We start from the raw sequence: 14,378 nt of genomic DNA, 5'->3' as shown, positions 1-14,378 counted from the left end.
TAGAAATAATTTTTATGCCCTTGTTTCTAAATGTTTTATTTTTTAACTTTTAAGGTAACTTGCTAATAAAGCTGTATTTAAAGATTCAAATTGTTATTATTTCTAATAATTTAGAAATTACGAGGTTGTAATGGAAATTATCGACGTTGCAAAAGCATTAAAAGAATTAGGCCATCCTACGCGTTTAACTATATATAAGCGTGTAGTTAAAGCAGGGCACACTGGAATTAGTGTTGGCAATATACAAGAAGAGCTAAGCATGGCGGGCTCTACACTTTCGCACCATATATCGGGCTTAGTTAATGCTGGGCTAATTAGCCAAAGGCGCGAAGGGCGCACGCTTTATTGCGTGGCTATGTACCAGCGCTTAGACGATGTAATTGGTTTTTTACAAAACGAATGTTGTGTAGACGAAGGGCAGTAAACTTTTATCAACGGTTTTGCGCGTTGTTTATTGACCTCAAGACGCGTGCGGGTTTAATATGCCGCTGTTCCTAGTTTGTAAAATAGGAACCTACTTTAAATTTAATTAGGTAATGGATGCGCTCAAACTACTTTTTAGTCGTGATACTTCTTGTGCTTGTACACAGCTTTATTAGCTGTGATGCTGCCGCGTATCATTTACAAGAAGAAGTCGATCATGCTTCGCACATTCAGTCTGTGGCCGATACAAACGATGAAGACGCGCAACCACCTACCGAAATTCATGCCCATCAACATTGCCACTGTGGTTACTACAGTACACTAAATCACTCTATAAACCCTGAAAAAAGCCAAGCAGCTCAGCCTGCTTGCTACAATGGTTTAAATTACCCACCAGATGTTCCGCCACCCAATTTTTATAGCTAGTTTTTAATTTTAAACACTTTGTATATAACTGCCTGCGCCTGTGCGCTACAAGGCTAGTTAAGTACATATTTAGGTTGCTTAATCGCGCTTGTTTTTAAAATAGGCATAGTGATTAAGCCAACTCTGTTTGTTAAAACGGATATGCTATATGAACAAAAAACTACTTATGCTGGTGGCGCTACTGTGTGCACTACCAACACTGAGCGCTTTGGCAAAAAGCGAGCCTCAAAACGTATTAACGCTAAAGCAGGCGCTTAAAAATACGGAGCAGCAAAACTTACAGCTTAAACGCTACCCGTACCATCAAAAAATATTAACCGCGCTTAAAAGCCAAGCCGCGCTTTCACCTAACCCTGAGCTTAGCTTTGAAGCTGAAAACTTTTTAGGAACTCATGGCTCTCATGCGTTTTCGGGGGCGCAGTACACGCTGGCTTTAAGCCAGTTAATTGAGCTTGGCGATAAACGCCAAAATCGTATTAATTACGCTACTGCAAATATAAAAGCGCAAACAATTGAGTATAAAAATACTCGGTTAGCACTTTTAGCAACCACCGCTGAGCGTTATTACCAAGTATTAAAATTTCAGGCGTTAATTGCACTAAACAGTGAGCGTAAAAACACTGTTAAGCAGGCACTCAACGCAATTGAAAAACGCGCTAAAGCCGGTGCGGTCTCAAGTGCTGATGTAACCCGCATGCGTTATGCATTAAGCCAAGTAGATTTAAACACGGCCATGCTACAAAGTGAATTTGAGCGCTCTCGCTTAGCACTCAATGAGCTTTGGCAAGAGGAGCAAGTGAGTGATTACTATGCGGGAGATTTATCAAAAATAGCTGCTATTAAAAGTGAAGCCGCGCTACTTGATATGGTAAATACAGCACCAGAATTTGCACTACTACAGCAGCAATACATGCAACAAACGGCTAATTTAGCACTGCAAAAATCAACGGGTCAAAGTGATTTAACCTTGGGTGGTGGTGTGCGATATAACCAGCAAACTGATGCCAGCTCGTTAGTGTTTTCGTTTTCAATGCCGCTGCAATTAAGTAACGCTAATGGCGGTAATATTGAGGCTGCGCAGCATCAGCTTACGCTACTTAATGAGCAACAAGGGCAATTACGTATACAGTTACGTAAGCAAATACGCACGCTCTATGCGTATTACCAAGGTAAAGCGGCGCAAGCACAGCTTTTAACACAGCAGGTTATTCCACAAGCGCAAACGCTCATAAAACAAAGTTTAAAAAGCTATCAACAAGGGCAAATATCGGTATTGCAATTACTCGACGCACAGCAAGCTTTATTTGATTCTAAACGCGCACTTATCATAACGCATAGCGAGCTATACCAAGTGCTCCTTACCCTTGAACGTTTAACTGGCCAACCTTTAATTGAGACTCATCAATCATGAATAAAACTCTTATCGCATTATTAATTACGCAATTACTTACACTCCCATTTTTAAGTAGCATGGCTATGGCATCTGATGACAATCACGAAGAAAGTCATGGTGACAGCCACGGACAAGGCCATAAAGACGAACACACACAAAAAGGCCCACACGGCGGCTTTTTACTAACCAATAACGCCCTTGATTTAGAGCTTAAATTAACCCAGTTTGCCGGTAATACCGAGCTGCGAATATATGGGTTTAAGAACGGTAAAGCCGTTGATATAAACCAGTTAGAGGTAACCATAAACGTGCAGCGTTTAGGTGAAGCGCCAAAGCTTATTCGCTTTAAAGCTGAAGATGACTACTTAGTAAGTACCGTGAGCGTAAACGAGCCGCATTCTTTTAAGCTTGATGTAATGGCTCGCTATAAAGGCGCTGAAATAAATTATCATTATGAGCAAGAAGAAGGGCGCACAACGCTAAGCGAGAAAGCAATTGAACGCGCTGGTATTAAAACTGACATTGCAAAAGCAGGTAGCGTTGAGCTAACCGATACTTTATTTGGTGTTATAGCACCCACTGCGCAGAGCACCGTTGAAGTAATGGCACCTTATACCGGCTTAGTTAACGATATTTTTGTAAGCATTGGTCAAAACGTTAAAAAAGGCGATAAGCTCGCCAGCATAACCAACCGCGAAACCCTACAAAATTACACCATAAAAAGCCCAATTACAGGCGTTATTACCGAGCAATATTTAAAGCGCGGTGAGCTTGCCAGTAGCGCTTTAATGCAAATAGTAAACCTTGAAACCGTATGGGTTGAGCTGTCGGCCTTTCCCGATAACATTGAAAAGCTCGCCATAGGGCAAAGTGCTACAGTGTATGACTTACATCATCATTTAAATGCCCAAGGTGAGGTGTTTTACATAGCCCCAATGATGAGTGGCGGGCATATTGCACGTGCGCGAATCGAGCTTAAAAACCCTGATGGCCATTGGCGACCTGGTATGCATGTTAATAGTGATATTAGCATTGCAAAAATAGATGCGGCTGTACGCGTTAAAGCGATTGCTGTTCAGGAATTTAATGGCAATCCTAGCGTGTTTATTAAAAGCGGCAATGTGTTTGAAGTACGCCCAGTAAAACTCGGTGCTAAAAACAGCGAATGGGTAGAAGTGCTCGAAGGGCTTTCGCCAACCAGTGAGTACGTAACTGAGAACAGTTATGTAATTAAAGCCGATATTTTAAAAAGCGGCGCAAGTCACTCTCACTAGGAGGCAACATGATTAACTGGATAGTTTCGTTTGCGGTTAAGCGCCGCATGATGGTGCTTGCGCTCACACTTTTATTTGCTGGGTTTGGCGTATACAACACACAAAATTTAGCCGTTGATGCCGTACCCGATATAACTAATGTGCAAGTGCAAATAAATACCAAAGCGCCGGGCTTTACCCCGCTTGAAGCCGAGCAGCGCATTACATATTTGATTGAAACTGCAATGGCGGGTATTCCTAAGCTTGATTACACCCGCTCAATTTCGCGTTATGGGCTTTCGCAAGTTACCGTTATTTTTAATGAAGGCACCGATATTTACTGGGCGCGCCAGCAAATATCAGAGCGCATTCAAAGTATTCGATCAGATTTACCTGCCAATATTGAACCAAACTTAGGGCCAATTGCCAGCGGATTAGGGGAGGTTTTTACTTATTCTGTGCATGCAAATAACGGTGCATTAAAAGATGATGGTACGCCATTTAATGCAGAAGATTTACGTACCCTGCAAGATTGGGTTATTCGCCCGCAGCTATTAAAAGTAAAAGGCGTTACCGAAATAAACAGCCAAGGGGGTTTTGAGCGCCAGTACCAAGTAGCGCCCATGCCTGAAAAGCTACTCGCTTATAAGCTCACGCTAAGCGATGTTATTACAGCACTTAAATTAAATAATAGTAACCAAGGTGCAGGGTTTATAGAGCGTTTTGACGGGCAATATTTAGTGCGCTCACCAGGGCAATTAAAAACCATTGATGATATAGCCAATACCGTGGTTGCTAAGCGCGATGATGCACCCGTTCGCATAAAAGATGTGGCGAACGTGCGTTTAGGCAAAGAGCTCAGAACCGGCGCCGCTACTTATAATGGTAAAGAAACCGTGCTTGGCACCGCCATGATGCTCATTGGTGAAAACAGCCGCGTAGTGGCAAAAGCCATGGCTGAAAAACTTAAAGATGTACAACTTAGCTTACCAGCTGGTGTAGTGGTTGAGCCCGTGTACGACAGAACAACCCTTGTTGATAAAACCATAGACACTGTAAAAACGAACCTGTTTGAAGGTGCGGTGTTGGTGGTTGTTATTTTACTGCTACTACTGGGTAACGTAACTGGCGCATTGATTACGGCCATGGTTATTCCGCTTAGTATGTTATTTGCCATTACCGGTATGGTAGGTAATAGAGTGTCGGGTAACTTAATGAGCTTAGGCGCAATCGATTTTGGTTTAATTGTTGATGGCGCAGTAATTGTGGTTGAAAACTGTTTAAGGCAACTTGGCCTTGCGCAGCATAAACATGGCAGGCTACTTACACTAAACGAGCGTTTAAATGTGGTAACCGCCGCCACTAAAGAAGTGTTCAGCCCAGCAGTATTTGGCATTTTAATTATTATGCTGGTGTATTTACCGCTGTTTGCACTAAGCGGGGTTGAAGGGAAAATGTTTCAGCCAATGGCATTTACCGTTGTAGCTGCACTAGTTGGCGCACTTATTTTTGCCGTTACCTTTGTACCTGCCGCTATTGCGGTATTTGTACGCGGTAAGGTGAGTGAAAGCGAAAATGCAGTTATGCGCGGTATTAAAAAAGGTTATAAACCGCTACTTGGCTTATCGCTAAAACTACCGTGGGTGATGGTATGTATTGCGGGTGTTTTAGTGATTGCACTTGGCTTTAAAGTTAAAAATATGGGCGCTGAGTTTTTACCGCAACTTGATGAGGGTGATATAGCCATGCATGCACTGCGTATTACCGGTACCGGTATTGAGCAATCGGTAAAAATGCAAAAAGAGCTAGAGCAAGCCATTTTAGCTAAGCCGGAGGTGGCAAAAGTATTTTCAAAAATTGGTACGCCCGATGTAGCAAACGATCCTATGCCACCTAACGTTGCCGACACCTTTTTAATGTTAAAACCTCGCGATCAATGGCCAAATCCTGCTTTACCTAAAGAAGAACTGGTTAAGCAAATTCGTCATTTAGTCAATGAAGTACCAGGTAACAACTATGAGTTTACCCAACCAATAGAAATGCGCTTTAACGAGCTAATTGCTGGCGTGCGCGCCGATGTGGCTGTGCGTATTTATGGCGATGATTTATCAACATTGAAAGAGTATGGCGAAAAAGCCACAGCCTTGGTACAAAATATTACTGGTGCAACCGACGTACGCCTTGAGCAAATGGAAGGCCTGCCTACGCTTTCGGTTACGCCGCTTCGCGACCACATGGCGCTGCTAGGTTTAACAGTAACCGATATACAGCAAAGTGTAAGTGCTGCTATAGGTGGTGTGCAAACTGGGTTAATTTATGAAGGCGATAAACGCTTTTCGTTATTAGTGCGTTTAGATGAGCGTTGGTCGAGCGATATAACACAGCTTGCGCGTTTGCCTGTAGCTGTGCCAAAAAGTGCTAATCCCGACCTTGCATTTGTACCGCTGGGCGAAGTTGCAAATATTAGTATTAATAAAGGACCTAATCAAATCAACCGCGAAAGCGGTAAGCGTAATGTTGTAGTAACTGCAAATGTAGAAGGGCGCGATTTAGCAAGCTTTGTAAGCGACGCGCAAGCCGCTTTATATTCGCAGCTTAATTTACCTAGTGGTTATTGGATTGAATATGGCGGCACGTTTGAGCAGTTAGAATCAGCAAGTAAGCGGCTATCGCTGGTGGTACCGGTTACTTTATTACTTATATTTGGCCTGCTTTATAGCGCGTTTAATTCACTGCGTGATTCGTTTATTATATTTAGTGGCGTACCACTTGCGCTTAGTGGTGGTGTGCTTGCGTTGCTTTTACGTGATATGCCGTTATCAATATCGGCAGGTGTGGGGTTTATCGCGCTAAGTGGTGTAGCGGTATTAAATGGTGTGGTTATGCTGTCGTTTATTAAACAGTTAAGAGCTGATGGGCTTAGTTTGATAGATGCAATACAAACCGGTGCGCTTTCGCGCTTGCGACCAGTACTTATGACGGCTTTAGTGGCGAGTTTAGGGTTTATTCCTATGGCGCTAAATACAGGCACCGGCGCTGAGCTACAAAGGCCGCTGGCAACGGTTGTGGTTGGCGGAATTATTTCATCAACTCTACTAACGCTATTAATATTACCTGCGCTTTATAAATTAGTGCATGCAAAATTTATTAGGCATCAAGCTGCTTAGCTAATTGCATCTTGTTAAGTAATGTAAAAAGCAGCTGTAATTACAGTTGCTTTTTTGTTGTTAGGTAAACATTGCAGATTAATTATATTGAAACAGGTTATCCCAGCGCTCATCCAAAATAGTTTTTGCATGATCTAAATTTATTGCACTATACACATTGTTAGTGCTGGTTACTAAACGCATCCGAGTGAGCTTTTCAAGCGCATCGCTAATTTCAAAGTCGAGTTCGCATTTATACTTTGTTTTAAACCACGCCTCTATTTGCTCATCAAGCGCCTGTGCGCTTAAGCCACTTTCTGATTTTAATAAAAATGTATAGGCAAGCAGGGCTTCTTTTATGTCTTCTTCTTCGGCGGCGTCTATAAGGGTATGAAAAACACCGGCATTGTTATCTAGATTTTTAAAGTAGAGGTTATCGCTTAGCGCTTTCATAAATTTAATTTTACGGTTTTTAAATTTACTCCACTCTTTAAAAATAAAGCTGCCAAAAACCCCCATTCCAATAGCAAAGGTAATAAAGTGTTGTTGGGTCATTTCTACGGCTTCACTTCTAAAGCCACCCCAAAAAGCAAATAAAGCAAATAACAATAAAATAGATGCGCCAAGCTTAGTAATTAATACCACAGCACCGCCTACTAAAGCCGATGAGCCAATAATCACTTTATCAATAGGGCGCATACGTACTTCGCTATTCGGAAATAGCATTTCAAGGTCGGCTTTGGGTACATTTTGAAACAGCTTAACTATGGTAGAGCTTGGCTCAAACCCTAAAGGCGTTTTATTTTTAGCCTCAAAGTAGGCTTTATCTTTAAAGCGAATAAACACCGCAACGCGGTCGTAATTGGTAAAGTGCAGGGGCTTTTTACGCAAGCCCCAAAAGCTGGTTATGGTTTCAGTGAGTTGCGACTCGCCACGGCGATAAAAAACCACTTCTTCAAAGTCGTCAAACTCTACCTCAAGGCGTACTTTAAAAAGGGATTCTTCGTTGAGTGCATCTTGCAGGTCTTGATGGGTGATCACTTCAAAGTTAGCTGCATTAAGTACCTTAGCAAAATCTTTAGCAAATTCGCGTTGGCACTGCGCTTTTTGATCAGCTGATACTGGCGCTAAAGATCGCGTGTCGCTATTGGGATCAAAGGGCGCGTAGTTATTTTTGAGCGACTCAAGTGTTGAATGGTAATCGTAATGAATAAGACTTGCTAGTAAATCGCAAAATTGTTTAAACGATGTTTGCTCTGAGTTGTTTGTGAGCTCAGCGCTGCACATATCAACAATATCTTGTTTTCTAAAGGGGATAAAACGTGCACTTTGCATAAATTTTAACTGCTTTGGTGGGTATTTAACTGCATTGGCACATAATAAAATATTCTTATAAATATTGCTAATTTGTTAACAGTTATATGGGGGTTAAATCTTTAACTGTTTTCAGCGTGTATTAACGTAAATATGTAAGAATTAACCCATTGAGCAACGGCTTATCATCACAAGCAAAAAAGGATTTACATGGCTATTCAAAAAAAACTAAAAGAAAAAACACGGCACTTTATAGATTCTAAACATATGCTAACAGGTATTACCGTAGCGTCGTTTTTAGAATCTACGATAGTCCCTATTCCGCTTGAAGCAGTGCTTGTGCCTCTTATGCAAGCGCGTCGTGAGAAGCTGTGGTTAATAGCGCTTATGGCTACAGTTGGGTGCGTGATTGGTGCTTTATTCGGTTATGCGCTGGGTTATTACCTATTTGACGCTATAGGTGACTGGGTTATTGAAATGTTTTCAAGCCAAGAGCAATTTGAAAATGTTAAGCAGCAAATGCAAAATCAAGGGTTTTGGTTTGTAATGACGCTGGGCATTGTGCCCATTCCGTTTCAAATTGCGATGCTTGCCGCTGGGGCTACAAAATACTCTATTGGTTTGTTTTTATTAGCCTCTGGTATTGCTCGTTCAATTCGCTATTTTGGATTAGCAATAGTGGTGTATTACGCAGGTAATAAAGCTGAACAAATAATCAGTAAACATAAAACTAAAGCGATGATTGCTATTACTATTTTAGTATTGGCATTGTGGGGTATAAGCACCCTAATATAGCTTTTAAACTCTAAAGTTAACTACACTACGCCATAACTGCAGCTTGATACCAAAGCTGCAGTTCTATAGTTGAGCTGTGTATTTTTTTGCATTACTTGGCTTTAGTCTCAGGTCATTTTTATGCTAAAGGACCAAAGCAACAAATACTTTAAGGTACACTTTCATAACGGTTTTTTCTTATATGCTATAGTTTGTTAATAACGCACCAAATAACTACAGCATATGATTGAAACTGTAAAACTTACTGTTAGATTCTCAAACTTTTATAAAATGAGTTGGGTAAATAAAGCGGTAAGTATAGCATTATTGCTTTATATCATTACCTTCTCGCTTTATGCTTTAAATACTTTCCCCCCTTTAGATGTGCAAAATAACGTGTACGGTTTTACTACCGATTTTTGCAATCTCATCGTGCTCGTATTTTTATTTTGGATAGTGCAATGCTCTGAGCTTTCAAAACAAGCGTACGTGTTTTCTACTTTAGGTTTATTGCTATGGAGTATGGGTACAACAGCTGATGTAATAGATGAATTAGTTGTGCAGCCTTATTGGATGAGTGTTTATTTTGAAGACTTATGCAGAACCATGGGAATGCTTTTTACCGCCTATGGGTTATTTAAGACCATGCGTTTTGTACAAAGTATACATAACCGTTTAGCGCACGAGTTGATAACGGACGATCTTACACAAGTACATAATAGACGCTATTTTTATCGGCATGTTAAAACTGCCCCTAGTACGCCTTACGTTATTTTAATTATAGATATTGATCATTTTAAGGCTATTAATGATGAGTTTGGCCATGATGAGGGTGACTTAGTACTACAGCAGTTAGCTACTAAGTATAATAGTGCATTTGTTAATAATGCAGTATTTGCTCGTTTAGGCGGTGAGGAGTTTGGCGGCTATTTGCCTACCGGTAATATAAGCCAAGCGGCTGAATTTTGTGGGCAACTAATAGACATTGCACACAATATTAAAGTTAAACAGGTCAAACAGCTTACCGTAAGTATTGGTATGGCGCTGCAAAGCGCTAACGAGCCCCTCGACAAGGTAATGAAGCGGGCAGACATGGCTTTATACGTTGCTAAAAATAATGGCCGAGATCAATATAAAATAGCCCCTTAAGCTTTCTACGCAAATATCCTTATTATTTGCACATTTATTACACTTTTAAACGTTTTCGTAAGGAACTGTCAGCGAGGGTAATACTTTGTAAACTATGAAATTAAAATGCAGCAAAGAAGTCATAATAGTGATTTTAATAATAAGGAAACTTTAATGACCAACTCTCTGTTGAAAGCTGCTTTACCTCTAAGTTTAATGTCTATTCTAGTTGGTTGTGGCGGCAGCGACGGCTCAAGTGATACAGGCTACGTACAATTATATAATGGCTCTTATAACAGCCCATATACGCGTTTATTTGTAGACGAAACTGAGCGCTCAGGCACTGATTTTGCTGATGTAACCACGCGTCATAATTACAGCACCGGCACTTACGATTTAAGCTTTGAATACTTAGATGCAAACGACAGCTACATTACAATTAGCGAACAAGAAGTATCAATCAAAGGTGACAAAACCGAACTAATTGTAATGAGCGGTAACTTTGACGAACCTACGTTCACAGAGCTAAGTGTGCCCATTTCAAGTGATACAGATGAGTTTAACTTAGGCTTTTACAATATCACCAGTGAAGACACTAGCTACGATATTTACCTAGCAACCGATGATGGCGTATTTGAAAGTGCTGAACTATTTACATCAACACAGTATTTGAGTGAGCTAGATTTACAAACCCTTGATGAGGGTTACTACACAATTTATATCACTGAGGCAGGTAGCACTGATGTAGTGTATGAGTCGGAGTCGGTTTATTTTTACGATGAAGAAAGCTACGTAGCCATGATCCGCCCAAGCTATGCAACAGAAGAAAATGGTATCACGCTCGATATTGTGACTGACAATAACTATGTTACAGCACTAAAGCACCAATCAGCGTTAGGCCAATTGCGCTTTATAAATACCGTTGACGATTACTCGCCAGTTAGCTTTAGCACGACCCGTGGCACCACAGTTAACGATACCAATACGGTCGCAAGCGATACCTACACCGATTACATTGAGCTTTCGCCAAACAGTTACAGCGTTGCAATGTACGATGAAGAGGGCACTAAGCTTGCCGATAACTTTTTAATGACCCTAGAGCGCGAGCAAAGTGCGGTAGGCGTTTTTTACAACGATGTCGATAATGGTTTACGCATGATGAGTGTTGAGGAAAACCTAACACCTAGCAGCTATAGCCATACTATTTCGGTTGTTAACCTAATTGAAAGCTACGCAGGGCAAACAGTAAGCGAAGTTGACGTGTACTTTACCTTAAATGGTGAAACTGTTGATGACGCCACCAATGTAATTGATGGCTTAGATAGATACGATCAAGAAGAAATTGATGTAGATGATGAAGCTTACACTGTGTATGCCGTATACGAAGATAACGGCCAACAAATAGTGTTAATTCAACAAAGCGATATAGATTTTACCGAAGAAGGTAACTATATCTTAATTTTAGAGCACGATGAGACAACCGGTTCAGGCTTTAAAATGAGTGTAACGCGCACAATTACAGACAGCGTAGAATAAGTAACATGTAACACGTTCTAGAAAGTAAAAGCCCTAAGCATTATTGTTTGGGGCTTTTTTTTTGCCTAGCTGTAGCGTGATTTTGTTTACATTAAATAAACCCATATATAAGCAGATTGCTATAACTTTTAAAAATTTTAGGTACACTCATAACATAATAAATAAAAAGAGCGTGCCATGGATGAGTTTTTAGGAATAGTGGGTTTATTTGCATTTGCAATAATGGCCGGTGCTATTTGCGGTATTGTCGCAATTGCACAACTTAGTAATTTAAAGCAAGAAATTACCCAATTAAAAGCAAAAGTACTTAGTTTAGAATTAGCTAACAACGCACAAAGCCACGCTGAAAACGCCGATAAAAGCACCGATTGCTCCACAGCTGAACATGCGGACACGGCTCAAGCAAATAGCAATGAGGCGACTTTTAATCAAGTTAGTCCTAATCAATCCAATCAGCCAAGTCAGCCTCGTGGGCAGGTAAAAACGCCAGCTTCAGCAATAAAGCCTCCCGCTAATGCTTCTGCCAATAAACATAAGCAAGGCAGTAAAAATCTCAAACCCACACTTGTTACTTCTTTATTTGAAAAATTGCGTAGCGACTTTGAACAAAACTGGATGACCTGGATAGGCGCAATCGCATTGGCGCTAGGCGGTATATTTTTAGCAAAGTACAGTTTAGAAGCCGGGTTGCTCTCTCCTGCAATGCGATTAACTCTAGGCGGTTTATTTGGTGGTGGCTTAATTGCAGCCGCAGCTTATATGCATTACAAAAATAGTGTATTTGAAGGGTTTAATAACTATATACCTGCAGCGCTTGCCAGTGGGGGTTTTATTACGTGCTTTGCACTGACCTTATTAGCGTATAGCAGCTATAACATGATCAGCCCTTTAACAGCATTTGTTGTACTTGGGGTTATTGCCATCAGTGCGAGCGCTATGGCAATAATGCTTGGCCCAGTATTGGCCGTACTAGGTATTATTGGTGCTTATTGTGTCCCCATGCTGATTAATACCGGCAGCAATAATTTATTTGCGCTTTATATGTACATTGGGTTTGTGAGCTTATCTGCTGCGCTGGTCGCGCATAAAGTACAGCGTGCATGGCTGTGGTATTTACTTTGGGCGGGGCATTTGAGCTGGTATGTTGTTGGCTTTACTTTAGCTAACAGCAGCACCATTTGGCTTATGGGCACGTATGGGCTATTAAGTATTATTGGTTTAATTGCCGTGCCACGCTTGGGGTTAAAACTTGCGGTGGTTGAAACTCGCCCACATAGTTTAAAGCGCCTAATAAGCGCACTCCCTAGTAACCCTTTAATGCTTGCCTGTATTGTCCCTTTGTTACTGGCTATGCTTTTTGATAGTACTAACTACTTACAGTGGCAAATAATAAATGCGTTAAGCATATTAACATTGCTGTTTTTAGTGCTTAAAAATAGCCGCTGGGATTTATGGCAAGGGGTGGCGATGTTAATAGCTGTACTCTGGCTATTAAGCACGCCTTCCTATTATGTTGATTATTCTGACTCGCTATTTATATTTAGGCACCAATATGGTGGCGCTATATTTTTAGGGTTAGCGCTGAGCGTATATGGGCTTTATTTTGGTATAAAGTGGCAACCTAAACGATTGGCTTTTCATATTACTGCCTCGTTTAGCGTATTTATAATGATTGCCACCTTATACGCTATAATCCCAAACCATGCGTTGGCCACAGCCTATCCATTGTGGGCAGTGATACTACTTACAAGTAGCGCCATTTTAATTAAGTGTGCAATAGGTGGCGCAACGCTTTTTCAACGCTTTACATATTGGGTGGGGGCAAATGCCAACATCACGCTTGCTATTACTATGTTATTAAATGACAGCGGGCTAACCATTGCACTTGCTATTCAAGTTTTACTTATTAGCGTGTTAATAAACCGCTATCGGGTGCCTATGCCACATTGGCCTATTAAAGCGCTGGTGGCTGCATTACTACTTCGCCTTACATTGTCACCGTGGACCCCAAGTTACGAGGCGCTTAGTGTATTGGGTGTACACTGGAGCTTAGTAGTTTATCCTTTGTGTGTGGTGTTATTTTACACTGCAGCCAAATGCTTTAACGCATCCCAGTTAAAAGTTTGGCTTGAAGGCGCAGCGCTGCATTGCTTGGCGTTATTTATTACCACCGAAACCAGCTATCAACTGGTAGGGCACTATCCGCAGTTTGATTCTTTGAGCTTTTACGAACAAGCTTTACTCACCTGTAATTGGCTTGCACTGGGTTGTGTATATTTACACCGTGCTCGTATTGCCGGTAGCTTAGCTAAATTATACCAAGTGGCAGGCATGGCATTAGCAGGCGCTGCGGGGGTTACTGCACTGAGCACCTTGCTAAACGCCAACCCATTTTTAAGCTCTATTTATATTGGCGAATATTTTGTATTTAATTGGCTATTTTGGCTTTGGTTAGTGCCTGCGGGTCTCGTGCTTCGGCTTTATACGTTAATTAAACCGCTGTATACAAAAGCTGCGCCATTTATACTCACAGTAGCGGGTGTATTGAGTGTGTTAGCAATTAATGGCTTTATACGCCAATACTGGCAGGGCCCTTATATTTACTTATCAACAGGTGCAAGCAACGCAGAGCTTTATAGCTACTCGGTTATTTGGCTTGTGTTAGGGGCTATTACTGTGGTGTTAGGGCATTTAAAAAATCAGCTATTAATCCAAAAAATAGGGTTAGGATTATTGGCAGCCGTTATATTAAAAGTATTCTTAGTGGACATGGCTAATTTAACGGGGCTTTTAAAAGCGCTGTCGTTTATTGGCTTGGGCTTGTCGTTAGTAGGGCTTAGTTGGTTATTTCAAAAACTGCGTAGCCAAGCCAAACCAGCCTAATAATTAAGGGATCCAACGCCTTGGTTTGTCCCGTCCTGAAATAGGTTGACGGTTTTAATGAAAGACTTGGTGCGAAAGCGCCAGGTCTTTTTTATGCACTTG

The 14,378-nt window shown here is 41.2% G+C and carries 10 protein-coding genes; 9 read left to right on the top strand and 1 reads right to left on the bottom strand.

Going from position 1 to position 14,378, the window contains the following annotated elements; translation table 11 throughout:
- Window positions 1-130: 130 nt before the first annotated feature.
- The 5 genes from MTF64_RS09435 (at window position 131) to MTF64_RS09415 (ending at window position 6,662) form a co-directional block, all read left to right on the top strand.
- Window positions 131-424, top strand: a complete 294-nt coding sequence (locus MTF64_RS09435; protein WP_024033207.1) for a metalloregulator ArsR/SmtB family transcription factor — start codon at window positions 131-133, stop codon at window positions 422-424.
- 116 nt (window positions 425-540) lie between these two features.
- Entirely contained in the window at window positions 541-849 is a 309-nt protein-coding gene (locus MTF64_RS09430) for a hypothetical protein (RefSeq protein WP_054982781.1), read from the top strand.
- Window positions 850-997: 148 nt separating this feature from the next.
- Complete coding sequence (locus MTF64_RS09425) at window positions 998-2,260, top strand: TolC family protein (RefSeq protein ID WP_248451216.1); 1,263 nt, start codon at window positions 998-1,000, stop codon at window positions 2,258-2,260.
- Window positions 2,257-3,516, top strand: a complete 1,260-nt coding sequence (locus tag MTF64_RS09420; protein WP_248451215.1) for an efflux RND transporter periplasmic adaptor subunit — start codon at window positions 2,257-2,259, stop codon at window positions 3,514-3,516. The genes MTF64_RS09425 and MTF64_RS09420 overlap by 4 nt, the downstream gene beginning before the upstream one ends.
- An 8-nt stretch (window positions 3,517-3,524) precedes the next feature.
- The gene (locus MTF64_RS09415) at window positions 3,525-6,662 is read left to right on the top strand and encodes a CusA/CzcA family heavy metal efflux RND transporter (protein WP_248451214.1); all 3,138 of its coding nucleotides are present in this window, start codon (window positions 3,525-3,527) and stop codon (window positions 6,660-6,662) included.
- Between the two features lie 78 nt (window positions 6,663-6,740).
- Here MTF64_RS09415 and MTF64_RS09410 read toward each other — a convergent pair whose 3' ends face one another.
- The gene (locus tag MTF64_RS09410; protein WP_248451213.1) at window positions 6,741-7,976 is read right to left on the bottom strand and encodes a TMEM143 family protein; all 1,236 of its coding nucleotides are present in this window, start codon (window positions 7,974-7,976) and stop codon (window positions 6,741-6,743) included.
- Between the two features lie 189 nt (window positions 7,977-8,165).
- Between MTF64_RS09410 and MTF64_RS09405 the strand changes: the two genes are divergently transcribed.
- From MTF64_RS09405 to MTF64_RS09390, 4 genes are all read left to right on the top strand, one after another.
- Window positions 8,166-8,750 (top strand): VTT domain-containing protein, encoded by a 585-nt coding sequence (locus tag MTF64_RS09405; RefSeq protein ID WP_248451212.1) that lies wholly within the window; start codon window positions 8,166-8,168, stop codon window positions 8,748-8,750.
- A gap of 270 nt (window positions 8,751-9,020) precedes the next feature.
- Window positions 9,021-9,878: a GGDEF domain-containing protein gene (locus tag MTF64_RS09400; protein ID WP_055252904.1), complete on the top strand. Its 858-nt coding sequence runs from the start codon at window positions 9,021-9,023 to the stop codon at window positions 9,876-9,878.
- A gap of 153 nt (window positions 9,879-10,031) precedes the next feature.
- Entirely contained in the window at window positions 10,032-11,393 is a 1,362-nt protein-coding gene (locus tag MTF64_RS09395) for a hypothetical protein (RefSeq protein WP_248451211.1), read from the top strand.
- A gap of 177 nt (window positions 11,394-11,570) precedes the next feature.
- Window positions 11,571-14,276, top strand: coding sequence for a DUF2339 domain-containing protein (locus MTF64_RS09390; protein ID WP_248451210.1), 2,706 nt, complete (start codon window positions 11,571-11,573; stop codon window positions 14,274-14,276).
- The last annotated feature ends 102 nt before the right edge of the window (window positions 14,277-14,378 follow it).

It is taken from the genome of Pseudoalteromonas sp. 2CM41L, from assembly GCF_023161905.1.
Lineage (GTDB): Bacteria > Pseudomonadota > Gammaproteobacteria > Enterobacterales > Alteromonadaceae > Pseudoalteromonas > Pseudoalteromonas atlantica.
The sequence above is the reverse complement of the archived record's forward strand: the minus strand, read 5'-3'. Positions and strand labels throughout refer to the sequence as shown.